Source organism: Companilactobacillus keshanensis, assembly GCF_003946205.1.
GTDB classification, from domain to species: Bacteria; Bacillota; Bacilli; order Lactobacillales; family Lactobacillaceae; genus Companilactobacillus; species Companilactobacillus keshanensis.
Genome location: NZ_RHOS01000028.1, coordinates 1 through 13,914, shown reverse-complemented (window position 1 = coordinate 13,914; position 13,914 = coordinate 1). Strand labels below are relative to the sequence as shown.

The following is a 13,914-nucleotide window of genomic DNA, read 5'->3' as shown; positions in this document are numbered from 1 at the left end:
TAATTCATCTGTTGAATAATGCTCAATATCCTTAGGACTATGTGTATAATTTGTTTTCATTGAAAATGACATTTGAATCCTCCCTCGTTTCTTATAAAGAAATTAAATATCTCATCTGTAAACCACATCTATAATATATCTCATTGCCAATATTATTTCAACCGTTTTCATAGATTAGTTCAAATATCCTTCATGAGGTGTTACTCCAAAACTATTAGCTAAATCCTTGAGTCCCTCATTGGTGATTGTTTGTTCGATCTTACAACCTTGCATTTGAATAATTGTCAAAATTTTAGCAGTTTTTCAATCGTTTCAATTTTTCCTGATGTCCCATCAAATGTGTAGGAAATTCGCTAGTTGGTGTTGTGCCATCGTTATATCCCCATATTAAATCAACACTTTTACCATCCTTGGCAATTCTAACTAAGCCAAGATCTCTTTCTGGGAAATCAATAATATTCTTAAATATATCTACCTGTAGCTGTAACTAATAAATACATTCCTGCTAAATTCTTACCATCAAATGCAATCGGAACCTACTGGTACATTGTTACGATCACAGAATTCATCCCAAACAGCACCGAATGGATATGATTTTAGTTCTTCTGTCATAGCGAGTCGATCCGTGAAGTCTCCAGTATTTTCGTCTTCTTTCAATTGTTCGATCGGTGCAATCATTCCCATCAAAAGTGCTTTTTGTGTCGCACGTGCGCCAATTACCCAAGCGGCAATACGGTCGATCGTTGCGTCAAAGAAATCTAATCCAATATTAGTTTTTGAAAGTTGATTATCACGAACTAACGAACGCATCATGCATATCAAGGCATCATCCATAATAACTATCCCAGCGCACTGGCCGTGAAACATGTAACATTAGTCCCTTACCAAATGGCAAAAATGCTGAGAACTTGTCATAAATATCTTCTGTTGGATGGAAATGTCCAGCATCGATCGTCCAAAGCTTATTACGTGTCAAAGCATAATTATCATAAAATTCGTGTGAACCTACTGTGTATGATTCAACTCCTGTGCCGAAAAGTTTTCCTTCAAAAGCTTCAATAGTATATTTTTCATCAATTGGTTCTTTGATAATTTCGTCTAATGACTGAATCAACCTCATTCTTGGAGACAATTTATCAATTGGATTGTCCTTATACCCATCTGGAATCCAGAAGTTATTAACTGATTGTTGGCCTAATTCTTTATCAAAATATTCTGCAATTTTTCTTGATCTCTTTCCATGTTCGATCCAAAAATCACGGGTATCTTTATCAATAATAGCTAAGGTAAATTCGTTTTTTAACATTGGATGTGAGAAGAAAGTTCCATTCATATCCAAGCCAACTTTTTGTTGTTTTGCCAATCGACCCAATAACTGAAATCTTCTGGTTCAAGTTCATCAAGATCCTTTTTCTTATCCGTTACAGCATAGATAGCATGTAATTGTACTTTGTGTGATCCAGGAATAATTGACAAAGCTTTTGAAAGATCTCCACTTAATTCATCTGGTGTTGTTGCGGCACCTGGAAAATTGCCACTTACGTCAATACCACCTGTAAGTTCTTGATTAGGGAATAAAAATCCGTGGATATCATCCCCCTGCCAACAATGAATGGATAATGGAACAGTTGCCAACTTAGCAATAGCTTCCTCAGTATCGACCCCAATTGCGGCATATCTATCTTTAGCCATTTCTGCGAATCCATATCGATCTTGATACTCATGCTTAATTCTCTGGACGATCCACATGCCCATAATATTTTTTAAAAAACGATAAGTGCCGTAGGCACCCCACTCATTAGTGTAATTTTCTTCAAAGGCCATCGGACCATTTTCAGGAACACTTAATTCTCTACCTATTAGAGACCATGTACCAGAACTCAAGAATGCCCAATCATCTTCACCTGAGGCTGGTGTACCAACTACTGCAGAGACTGTATCGTGAGTTGCAACTGTAATAACTTGGCAATTTAGAATATCATGATTATTGGAAATTGAACTCTTAATCGTTCTTAATTCAGTCCCAGTATCCACCAATGACGGAAACATATCACAAGTTACATTTACCTCAGATAGTAATTCTGAATCAAACAAACCTTCACGCAAGTTGAGCATCTGAGTTGTCGAAGCATTAATAACCTCAGTGACGGCTTTGCCTGTTAACCGATATCCAATATAATCAGGTATCATAACGATGGACTTTGCTTGTTTTAACTGAGACTTATCTTCTTCAAACAATTGATAGAGTGTATTAAAATCTAAAAATTGAATTCCCATCTTCTTATAAATATATTCCTTAGAATACTTTCGAGTGAGCTTGGTTACCGAATTCTTAGTTCGACTGTCATGGTAACTAATGGGATAATCGAGCTTATCACCATTTTGATCAATCAAAACATAATCAACGGCCCAAGTGTCAATCCCTAAATAAGTATCATTAATACCATATTCTTTTTTTGCTTTTTCAAGTCCAATAATAATTTCATTAATTAAATGATCTATTTGCCATCTATCGTGACCATTTTCAAGCTTAAATCCATTGTCAAATCTGTTTAGTTCTTCTATCCGTATCTTATTCCCAGATAGCTGACCTAGCATCAATCGACCACTGGAGGCACCGATATCAACTGCAATATAGTGTCCATATCGCCTTTACACCTTCTTTGTATTCGTTTACAATATCATTAAACAGCTTTCATCAAATCGGAACAATGGTAAATAATAATAGGAAATGTATTTAATATACATATTGATGTTAAATGACTATTTTCAGATAACTTAGGAGGTTACTTTCAATGAACGGAAAATTAGATAATTTTCTTTTTCATGAAACTAGTATCGAAAAGACTCAACGTAAAACGCACAATTTTGTTGCGGACTTCCCTGATGCTGCTTTGATCAATCATGATCAACAAATGAAGTTCAATAATTCATTTTTCTTCAAAAACAAATCGATTTTTATTAACAAACATAATCGTTATGCTGACTACCCACTGCACTCTCACGAGTTCTTGGAGATCAATTATATTTATTCCGGCCACTGTACACAGTGCGTGAATGGAAAACAGATCACCCTAAACAAAGGCGATCTGTTAATTTTAGATATTAATAGTAAGCATTCAATCAAGGCACTGGGTAAACACGATATTTTGATCAACATTCTTTTTCAAAACAAAGAAATCAATCTAAATTGGTTGGATTCTTTAAAATCCAATCAAAGTGTTCTCTTTAACTTCTTATTGAACGCCTCGATGAGTAAACAAAATCAGAGTCAGTATTTGCTCTTTAAAAACGATGCTTCAACTACTATCAAACCAGAAGTTCAGGAAATATTATCTGAATATTTCTTCCCGCACGAATTTTCGGGAACGGTTATCAGTTCATACTTGGATATTCTTTTGACTAAGCTGTTGCGACAATACAGTCCAGAAATGATCAAAGATAATCAAGTATCACAGGATTCTACCTTGAAACAGATTTTTAGTGAAATCGAAAAGAATTCTAAAACTCTAACACTAAATAGTCTGGCTGAAATGATGAGCTACAATAAAAACTATCTAAGTAATCTGATCAAAAGTGAAACTGGTTTCACTTTTACAAAATTACTTAATAAACAAAAAATTCTTAAGGCCCATTTGGCGGTAGTTTCTACAGGTAAATCGATTCAGGATATTATTGATGAAGTAGGATATTCTAACCGTAACTACTTCTATAAAATATATTTTGAAAATTATGACGAGTTGCCAAGCGAAACTCGTAAAAAAATAAGATCAATAGAATAAAAAAAAGCTCTGAGAAAATTTTCTCAGAACTTTTTTAATACTTACTTGATTATCCCATCAAATCGAAGCTTAACTTCATCTTTGGTGAACCTAATTCAATCATATCACCCAACAATTTAATTGATCTGTCATATGATTCTTTAGCCAATTCTTCATTAGCTTTAGTCAATAATGCTGGAATATCTTTTGATGATGCAGCTTCTTCATCAGTCTTCAATTGAATATTTCTGAATTTAGCAACTGCTTCTAATTCAAAGGTATTACGTGAGTCTTGATATAGGTCATAATCGTAATCACCAATCAAGGCCATTGCATGACTTAACCAGTATACATACTTAGGATCAAATGAAACTGTTGTATCACGGTATGTTGCAGGTGTATCTTCTATGTTTGTGTAGAATGGTACGATTGCGCCAAATGTATTTACACCGAATACTAACCATTGTACAGCTGCAATTTCTTTAGGAACATCATTTCTGATTTGAAGAATATGAAGACTGTGGTTACGGTTCATACCGATTGGACGGAACATCTTCTTTTCTTCTTCTGTTCCCATCTTGCCGTATGGGTCATATGGTGTGTTCTCATAGTGAGAACTCAAAGCAAACTTAACATCCTCAATTGAGAGTTTCTTGTTTGCGTGGCAAATGAATGGAAGATCTTGATCTCTAGGATCTTGCTCTACATCTGGAGTGAAGAGTTTTTGAATATACCATGCACGAGGATTGTTATATTCTGAATCTCTAACTGTTGCACTACCAAAGATATGGCGCAAGTTATATTTACCAGTATCTGGATTCATATGATTCTTTTCGATCAATTCTTTTAATCCAGTTGAGCATAGTGTGTCATTTGAATCAAAATCAAAGTCATCAATATTCATTCTATTAGGTGCTACTACGTATGCATCATCTGGAATTCTTACAGCAGCCCAATTGTGTCCACCAATTGTTTCTAACCACCAAATTTCATCTTTATCAGCAAATGAAATTCCATTTGGTTCGTATGTTCCATATTTTTCTAGCAATGCTCCAAGATGTTCAACACCTTCTTTAGCACTGTGGATGAATGGCAATGTGATAACTTCTAAGTCCTCTTCGCCAAGTCCTTCCATATTATATGGATCTATTCCCAAAATTCTTGAGTTAGTTGTGATTGTTTCTGTTGCTGACATAGAAACGTTATCACTATTGATACCTGATGAACCCCATTGGCCTTCTACAAGATTTGATCTTGGTGTTAAAGTAACTTTCAATGGATTGTCTGGCAATTCTACTTCAAGGCCTGTAATAACTGACTTGTAAACTTTTGGTTGTTCTTCTGGCTTAACAACGATAAATCTTTGAGGTTCGATTGAACCGTGAGCATCGTTATCTCTACAGATCATTGTTGATCCATCAATTGTTGCATCCTTACCTACTAGCATTGCTGTACATGAACCACGAAATACTTTTTTCATAACTAATTCACTCCTCAAATAAATTATTAAATGATACTTTTCTAAAAAGTAATAAACAAATAATTATTCTTCCCGATGAACCTTTATAAAATACGTAGTATCCTAAAGCTCGATCAAATCATGAGGGATATCGATCATATTGATATATCCATCATCTGTTAGAACAACTTGATCTTCGATTCTTACACCACCCCAGTTAGGGATATAAATACCTGGTTCAATTGTTACAACTGTATCTGCTTCCAAAACATCATCATACTCTTCAGCAAGATATGGAGTTTCATGAACAAATAGTCCAATTGAGTGTCCGATCTTGTTATAAGTCAAAGGAGTATACTCTGTTCCTTTAAGCGGTTTGATTGATTCTGGATAAACATCTTTACAGTTGACGCCGGCCTTCATAATATCTTCAGCGGCTTCAAGACTTTGTCTTACATAATCGTAAACTTCTTTTTGTTTTGGAGTTGCTTTACCAACAACAACAGTTCTTGTCATATCTGACATGTAGCCGTTATATTGACAACCAAAGTCCATCAAGACAAAGTCGCCATATTCAACAGCTTTCTTTGAAGGAATTCCGTGAAGCAATGAAGTAGTTGCTCCAGAAATCAAGATATTACCATAAGGTTGTGTATCTGCACCTTCTTCAACCATATAAAGTGATAACTTAGCTGCAAGTTCCTTTTCAGTAGCCCCAACTTTGATATCCTTTAAAATACGTCTGAATGCACGGCAAGCAATATCACAAGCAATTGTTAAATATTCGATTTCTTTAGGTGATTTAACAACACGCATTCTGTCAATAACGTTACCGGCTTGGATCAAGTTAGCATCTAATTTTGTCTTGAAGTCATGATACATGTCATAAGTCATGTAATCATCTTCAAAAGCTACTGTCTTGATTCCTTCAGCTTTAACAACATCGGCAACTGAATCACCGACTGTTCTTCCTGGTAGACGCCAGTTAATAATGTCATAATCTGGAATTTCAATTTCTGCTTGTTCTGTGTATCTAGGATCTGTAAAGAAGAATTGCTTATTCTTTGTAAGTAGCATGTATGAATCATCACCAGTCCAGCCACTTGCAAATCTAATATTTACACGTTTTGCAATATAAAACGCATCAATATTCTCATCTTCCATATACTTGCGAATCTTTGATTCATTCATCATAATTCACTTTCCCTCGTTTCTTTAAGCTAGTAAATTTAATTAATCCTTTTCAAGTTTATCCAATTTCTTACTTGATATCCAAAGAACTAATCCCAATCCAATAATAATAACAGCTAGAATTCCGTAACCTGTTTGGAACTTGCCAGGGTTACTTGTCTTCAATAGTGCATAAACATTAGGATATAGTAATGTAGCGAAGAATACGGCAATAGGCCAGAATCCAAGCAATAGACCCATTAATTTAGAAGGAGCCATCTTAGTAATAAATGAGTTACCCAATGGTGAGAATACCATTTCACCAACAGACATAAGAATACCAACAAGAACGATCCATAGTAAGTTTGTGTGTCCTTTACCGATCATATCAGCAAAAATCATAGCAACATATGAGATACCGATGAAGATCATACCTAGTGATGTCTTCTTGAACATACTCATATCACCTTGTGGACGTGCTGCAAGTTTTGTCCAAAGTTTACCTAAAATAGGTCCTAAAACAATACATGTTAAAGCATTAACAGAATCAAAGTATGACGTTGGGACATTGAAACTACCAACCATCCAGTTAGCACGATTCAAGAATCCCGCACCATCACCATGGCCGAAGTAGTAGTAAACTGGCATGTAAGCTAAGTACCAAACCATCCAGAATACGATTGAGAAAATTGTAACCAAGATAATAGCGACAACACGTTTCTTATCTCCGGCTGAAAGTGGAGCATTTTCTTCTTTCTTCTTATCTTCTGCTTCTTTAAATTGACGTTGGTCAACCTTAAATGGTTTCTTACCAGCATCACCAAGTGATTTTTGGTTAAGTAAGAACACAATTGCGTCTAAGAAGATGAATAGTGAACATACCAAGAAAACATTGTTGAATCCGATAATAGGAATAAGTAGAACGATAAATGTAGTACCAGTAAATGATCCAATATTAACGAATGTATATTGAACTGAGAAAGCTTCGTTCAATTCTTCTTCGTCATCAAATAATAATCCTGTGATACCTGAAAGATTACCTTTAAACATACCTGTACCAACTGAAACTAGAACGATCATGGCCCAAACTAATCCAATTGAAGTAGCCCTCCAAGTGAATAAGTATCCAACAGCCATCAAAATCATACCTGTTGGTACCAGAATTCTTGGACTGATCCAATAATCGGCTAAATACCCACCAATAACAGGTGCAATATAAGTCATAGCAACGAATACGGCCGCCATTGAAGCGGCCTTAACGTCGGTTAGTCCAAGTCCACCTTTACCTACAGTAGTGGCAATCCAAATTGCCAACATATATTTAACTGTATAAAAGGCAACACGTTCAAATGTGAAACCTAATGAACATATATAAAAACCAAATGGTCTTTTTTTCTTAATAGGCGCTGCGTCCATATTATTTCCCTCTCTCTTTTACAAAATAACTAGTCGTGGTTATCCAACCAGTCTGTTAGAATCTTTGCATATTTTTCATGTTCTTCAACGAATGGCATGTGACGACTGTGTTGGAATAATTCCCATCTTGAATTAGGAATTCCGTCATACATTGTTTTGGCAATGAATGGTGTACATAAGTCGTTGGTCCCACTTGTGATAAGCGTTGGAACAGTAATATCTTTCATTTGATCAAGATAGTTGTAGTCGTGAAGTGTTCCTTCTGGTGAGTACTCATTTGGTCCCCAACCCACAACATAGCTTTCTGTTCCAGCTACCTTCTTACGGCGTAATGGTTCTGGAGAATCAGCTGTTGGTGTTGCTGCGGCGTGCATTTCCATGAAGCGGTCATTTGCTGCTACATATTTAGGCTCGTCGTAATTTCCAGTTGCTTCTGCTTGAGCAATTGCATCCTGATCTTCTTGTGACATATGGCCGATCATTCTGTGCTGCTCTGATGCCCACAATTTTGCTGAAGGTAATGTACCTGATAAAATAAGACTCTTGATGCCCTTTGGCTTGTAGTCACACATGTAGATGAAAGTTAACATTCCACCCCATGATTGACCTAATAGATGAATTTCATCCAAACCAAGATATTTTCTAAGTTCAATCAATTCTTCAGCCCATGTTTGTTTTGTCCAAAGTGATGGGTTTGAAGGAACTGCTGACTTACCACAGCCTAGTTGGTCATACATGATCAACTGACGGCCATTTACAGCAATATCATCTAATAATTCAAAATAGTTGTGAGTTGATCCTGGTCCTCCATGAAGTAAAACCAAAGGTGCCTTGTCTTTACTCTTTTCTCCGACAATACGGTAGTAAGTCTTGTAGCCTTTGTACGGCATATAGCCTTCTTCAACTTTCATGAATCTTGAACCTCCTCTTTTTATTGAATAATTTCTAAGTCGTCTGGATACTTGTTCAAGTTTTCGTATCCATCTTCAGTAACAATTACCAAGTCCTCAATACGAACTCCAACTTCACCAGGAATATAAACACCAGGTTCAATTGAGAAGACGTTTCCTACTTCACAGACGTTATGGTTAGCTGTTGAAACATCACCAGTTTCATGATCTTCGATACCAATAAAGTGTCCAAGACGATGTGTGAAGTATTCTCCATAACCTTTTTCTGTAATGTAATCTCTAGCAGCTGCATCAAGTGTAGCAAGTTCAACACCTGGTTTGATAAGTGCCATTGCACGTCTCTTACCTTCTAGAACTGTTTCATATACGTCGCGTGACTTGTCCGAAACTTCTTTGTAGAAGAATGTACGTGTCATATCTGAACAATATGAATCTCTGACACAACCAATATCAACAACAATACTATCGCCTGGTTTTAATCTTGAGTCGTCTGGTTCTTGATGGTGTGGGTCTGCTCCGTTTGCACCATAAGCAATGATAGGATCAAATGAATAGCCTGAGTCGCCTAATTCCTTGTATTTTTGTCCAAGTCTTTCAGTAACTTCAATTTCTGTTAAATCTTTTGAAAGCTCATGTTTAACAAAATCAGTAGCTAATTCATCATCAGCCTGTGCTTTACGCATAAGGTCTTTTTCTTCGTCATCTTTGATAGCACGTGCATCATCAATAATTTCAGAACCGTTGCCTAATTTTACGTTTGGTACAAGTTCCATTAAGTGTAGCAAGAAGTGTGATGGCCAATTTTTATCAATTCCGAATGATCCATTGGCGTCGCAGTAATCAAGTACTTTCTTAACACCATCATCAATATCATCGATGAAGACTTTTTCAATTCCAATATCTTCTGTGATTGGGAATAACTTGTTTACAACAAGTGTATTCTTGCCATCAGCTCTGATTACTAGAACAAGTAGTCTTTCGCCTGGGTGAATCCAAAGTCCAGTAAGATAGAAGATTGCAGTAGGATCTGAGATCAATAATTGATCATATCCTTCTTCCTTCATTTTGTTGGTAATGTTCTGAACACGACTGTCTTTCATTTCTTAGTGCCCCCTTTATTATTTTAAGCATTATCAAACTCATAATTGTTAATATTTTCACAAATAATTTCAAAAAAAAGTAAACCCATTGTTGGGTCTGGTAACGCTTTCGTAGTTTCAGTGTACTACATTCCCTTAAATATTCAAAGTTAATTTATGAAATCTTTTATTTAATTTCTAAATTATATTTCTTTCAAAAACTGTCTATTAATTATATTACACAAGTATATTCTCAGCGTACACACGATGAATCCCAGTTACATGGGCATTCTTTCAAAATTGGTAAATACCAGTCAAAAATTCAAAATCACTAAATTAAAAAAAACTTAAGTAAAAAATACATGCTTTGTCATCTATTTTTAGATAATCAAAATAAAAAAGCTATCATTCAAAATAAGACTCTAAATGATAACTTTTTTATGTGAATTTATCACAATAGGAACATGCTATTTGAATATATCTTTAGCATAATTTGATTTCATAAACGTATCCAGCATACCTTGATCCAACTCATCGAACATCTTTAATCCACACGGCTGGTTGGCCTCGGCAATGTCGATCACATCTTTTATATCAACTTCTCCCGTTCCAGGGATAACAGTTTTGATCAAACGTTTAGCATTCGGAGTCCATGAAAAATCTTTGACGTGAACAGCTACTATCTGATCATTAAACCGCATAAAAGCATCTTTAATAATTGACGTTAAGTTATCATTTTTATCTAACATTAGATTTGCTGGGTCAAGAATTATCTTCAATGCAGGATCGTAATCAAAAATTTTTAATAGTTCTTCAGTCTTATCCAATGAGTATAAAGGATGATTTACGCCCGGTTCCAATGCTAACTTTACGCCACACTTTTGTGCGACTGGTAGTAATTGTTTAACAGTCTCAATCAGTTCCTCAAAATGTTTTTCTTCAAAATTAATCTTTGTGAATGAAAACTCAGGGTCTACACTGCCTGTTTACGTTGCAACTATATTGGTTCCAAAAAATCTAGCGTTCTGGAGATATTTTTTCATTTTTTCAATCTGCTTTTGACGCTCTGACAAATTTGGATGAATTAGGTTAACATAGCAGCTTAAAATACCAATTTCGATTTTTTTTGACAAGTTCCTTCTTATTGTATTACCTAATCCGGGATTAATAAGATTTCCACCATCGCTTGTCTTAGGAAAAGATAGCGGCAAAGCGAACTGTAACGTATGAATCTTCATAGATTGAATTTTATCAGACCACTTATCTAAATCATCTTTTATCAAAATATTATGGCCTCTGACACCGTAATTATAATTGATCATACTTTCTCTCCTCCACCAAAAAAAGGTCGGGATACCCTCAACCAATTCTTTAATTAATATTGATATTTTCCATAGCCTTTGACATTCTTTCAAAATCAAAATCTTTAAACACGCTGAATTGATCAGCTTCCAAGCCATTTCATTCATCAGATAAATAGTATGCAGCTAGAAATCTTTCAAGGATCATTTTACTTGCTGTAACATCGTCTTTTTCGTCTGGACAATAGGAATTAACTACCGCATAAGCAAAACTTTTCTGGATCCATTTTCATTTTATCTTTTGTAAGCTTGAACTTGAATGATGCAATGTAACCCATCAATAGAAAAGCCAACGTACCAACAGCTAACATAATAACCAATGTATGAACAACACCAACGATACATGCACTCCAGATAACGATAGGTACATTTGATGCAATAACGGTTGTGAATCCTAGAGCAAACACAACAAAATACGTATAAACTTGTGAAAAAATATCTTGAGAAATATAACAACCTAAGTACATCAAGATATGTGTTCTAAAGGCTTTGATCTTAAATGTTGATAGTAGATCAATATAAATTTGTTCAAATTTTTTACCAATTGATAATTTATCTTCGTCAGGATTATCAACTTCGTCGTTAACGATTTCAGCCAATGGACGTTCCCATGTGAAAAAGTATAAGAATATCAAAATAATAATAAAGGCCGCAGTAAACATCATAGCTGCATATAAGAATGATTTAGGATTATCTTTACCAAGTACAGAAATCAATCTTCATGGTACGAAGGCTGAAAAGAAGGCAGAAATCTGTCCACAGAATAAACGAGCTCCTGAGAAAGTGGTTCTTTGTTTGAAGTCACTTGTCATTTCTGTAGCAAGTGTTTCATACGGCACTAGAACCATTGTATAAATGATATCAAAACCAACATATATAACTAAGTAATACCAAAAATTCATTCCACTGATCCACATTAGGATATAAGCTAACATGAACGGAATTCCGATCATAATAAAGAACTTACGTCTACCAAATCTCTTACCTATCTTTGTTTTATAAAAATTATCTGAGATCATACCCATAAGTGGACTCGTGATCGCATCTACGAATCTTGAAATGGCGAAAATAAATGATCTCCTAATAGCTTTTAAGCCACAAAATGTTGCGTAAAAGAATAACAACCAAGCTCCAGTTAGGCTGTTGAACCAGTACCTAACCAGTTCGTCATACCATATCCACCAACATAGCGATTATGAACAGCCTTTAATGAACCGTATGCAAATCCAGCAGTTGCTGAACCTTCAACATAAGAAGTTGGATCGTCAATCAAAGTTGTCCACATGCCGTCTTTAGTTTGATATTTCTTCAATGCATCAAATTGATATTGAAGACTTGTAATCAAGAATTGACGGATTGCATCATTTTTCTTGAGGTCTAGTAATTCAATGAATTCAGGAATAACGATTGTTACCCAAGAATTTCCTCGACCCCAGAATGCCCCAGCAAAATTATCTCGACGTTTGAAACTCCAACCGTGATACCAAAGACCAGTTTTTCTGTCCTGTAGGAATTGAATATGTAGAAGAAACTGTTTTTTAGCTTCTTCAACGTAATCATCGTTGTGGAATAATTTGCCTAACTTGGCTAATGTAAGGACGCTCATCATCAAAGTATCGTCCCACATCTCATCCTCATTTAAATCGCCAAACGTAACATGTTGGAATCCACCACGTTCAGTTCTTGGAAGGTCGTAATATAACCATTTGCCCCAAGATTCCAAATATGGAAGATATTTTTTATTACTAGTCTCTTCATATAAGTAAGCTAGAGTTAACATTTGAACCATAGTATTGATATTTTTTTCAACCGGCACTTCTTCAAAACAATCATCAAACCATTTAACGATCCGATCGAGTACCTCAGGCTTTCTTGTTATACGGTAATATTTCATCATTCCATATAATCCAATTCCTGAGGTCCATTCCCAGTAATTGAAACTCTTGTTATCAATAATTGAGCCATCAGCTACCTTAATAGAGAATTCTCCAGTTGGATCACTTAAGTGCACTAGATTGTCTATTAAGAGGTCAATTTTATTTTCGATATCATTCTTTGTATAATCTTCTAACATTCTTCCCGCACCTTATCTCGTTTAACTGTTTGTAATTTCATAATCATTTCTGCAATCGCTTACAAATACATTTAATAACTTTTTCACATTAGTAACAATATCACAGGTAAAGGTAGTAGTATCATATTTACAGTTGAAAGGTAAAATCAACTTTATGTAAGCGTTTTAATGTAGTATTTTAATACTTTCAATTTTAATGTTAGCGATTTATTTATTAGAATTGTAAAAAATAGGTCAATACCATTCTATTTTTAAGAAACAAATTTCACATACGTATTTTGTAAATATTCGTGCTATATCAGGAACTGATCTCCACATCAAAAAAATCAGTGTTCACCATTGATCTATTTTATCTATCTATTAATATCTTTTTTTTGAAGTTTGAAAGCGGTTCTAATACTAATAAATAGGTAATACTCAAAATGTTAAGAAATGACAATCTTGATTTACTTCTGCAAACATAACCCACCATTTTCTAGTTTTCATTTATCATATTTCACTCTCTTTGCTTTTTATCAAAACACAGTATTGCATTTACATATCAATAGTGAAATAATTATCAATTGTAGAGAGCAATAAAGATTAAAAAGTCGAGGAGATATTCAAATATGAAAATTAAAGCAGCTGTAGTTGATAAAGTTAATGATCCATTCGTTATTAAAGATGACGTTGAACTAGCTGAC

General features: G+C 34.9%; 11 protein-coding genes and 3 pseudogenes. 1 reads left to right on the top strand and 13 read right to left on the bottom strand.

Translation table 11 applies throughout. From position 1 onward, the window contains the following. Window positions 1–307 precede the first annotated feature (307 nt). From EKM64_RS11690 to EKM64_RS11450, 3 pseudogenes are all read right to left on the bottom strand, one after another. Window positions 308–536: pseudogene (locus tag EKM64_RS11690) on the bottom strand (rhamnulose-1-phosphate aldolase); the annotation flags it as partial. Beyond that, window positions 520–1,635: pseudogene (locus EKM64_RS11480) on the bottom strand (L-rhamnose isomerase); the annotation flags it as partial. The pseudogenes EKM64_RS11690 and EKM64_RS11480, both read right to left, overlap by 17 nt. 51 nt (window positions 1,636–1,686) lie before the next feature. Beyond that, a pseudogene (locus EKM64_RS11450) lies at window positions 1,687–2,634 on the bottom strand (rhamnulokinase); the annotation flags it as partial. A 161-nt stretch (window positions 2,635–2,795) separates the two neighbouring features. Here EKM64_RS11450 and EKM64_RS10780 point away from each other — a divergent pair. Beyond that, window positions 2,796–3,782 carry a helix-turn-helix domain-containing protein gene (locus tag EKM64_RS10780; protein WP_125678434.1) on the top strand — a complete coding sequence of 329 codons (987 nt, stop codon included), beginning with the start codon at window positions 2,796–2,798 and terminating at the stop codon, window positions 3,780–3,782. A 49-nt stretch (window positions 3,783–3,831) separates the two neighbouring features. On the opposite strand, the gene EKM64_RS10775 is transcribed toward EKM64_RS10780, so the two are convergent. From EKM64_RS10775 to EKM64_RS10735, 10 genes are all read right to left on the bottom strand, one after another. Beyond that, on the bottom strand, window positions 3,832–5,241 hold the full coding sequence (locus EKM64_RS10775) for a C69 family dipeptidase (protein WP_125678432.1): 1,410 nt from the start codon (window positions 5,239–5,241) through the stop codon (window positions 3,832–3,834). Window positions 5,242–5,343: 102 nt separating this feature from the next. Next, window positions 5,344–6,414, bottom strand: a complete 1,071-nt coding sequence (locus tag EKM64_RS10770; protein WP_125678430.1) for a M24 family metallopeptidase — start codon at window positions 6,412–6,414, stop codon at window positions 5,344–5,346. A gap of 39 nt (window positions 6,415–6,453) precedes the next feature. After that, complete coding sequence (locus EKM64_RS10765; RefSeq protein WP_125678428.1) at window positions 6,454–7,806, bottom strand: peptide MFS transporter; 1,353 nt, start codon at window positions 7,804–7,806, stop codon at window positions 6,454–6,456. A 29-nt stretch (window positions 7,807–7,835) separates the two neighbouring features. Continuing rightward, complete coding sequence (gene pepI / locus EKM64_RS10760) at window positions 7,836–8,717, bottom strand: proline iminopeptidase (protein WP_125678426.1); 882 nt, start codon at window positions 8,715–8,717, stop codon at window positions 7,836–7,838. Window positions 8,718–8,737: 20 nt separating this feature from the next. After that, a complete protein-coding gene (locus tag EKM64_RS10755; RefSeq protein ID WP_125678424.1) occupies window positions 8,738–9,817 on the bottom strand; it encodes a M24 family metallopeptidase in 1,080 nt (359 codons plus the stop codon). Between the two features lie 446 nt (window positions 9,818–10,263). After that, window positions 10,264–10,746 carry a sugar phosphate isomerase/epimerase family protein gene (locus EKM64_RS10750; protein ID WP_125678422.1) on the bottom strand — a complete coding sequence of 161 codons (483 nt, stop codon included), beginning with the start codon at window positions 10,744–10,746 and terminating at the stop codon, window positions 10,264–10,266. 36 nt (window positions 10,747–10,782) lie between these two features. Then, window positions 10,783–11,118: a hypothetical protein gene (locus EKM64_RS10745; RefSeq protein WP_125678420.1), complete on the bottom strand. Its 336-nt coding sequence runs from the start codon at window positions 11,116–11,118 to the stop codon at window positions 10,783–10,785. A 230-nt stretch (window positions 11,119–11,348) separates the two neighbouring features. Then, window positions 11,349–11,873, bottom strand: a complete 525-nt coding sequence (locus EKM64_RS10740) for a hypothetical protein (RefSeq protein WP_125678418.1) — start codon at window positions 11,871–11,873, stop codon at window positions 11,349–11,351. Window positions 11,874–11,876: 3 nt separating this feature from the next. Then, entirely contained in the window at window positions 11,877–12,281 is a 405-nt protein-coding gene (locus EKM64_RS11445) for an MFS transporter (RefSeq protein ID WP_263852844.1), read from the bottom strand. Between the two features lie 11 nt (window positions 12,282–12,292). Beyond that, on the bottom strand, window positions 12,293–13,231 hold the full coding sequence (locus EKM64_RS10735; protein WP_225421013.1) for a glycoside hydrolase family 88/105 protein: 939 nt from the start codon (window positions 13,229–13,231) through the stop codon (window positions 12,293–12,295). Window positions 13,232–13,914: the final 683 nt, after the last annotated feature.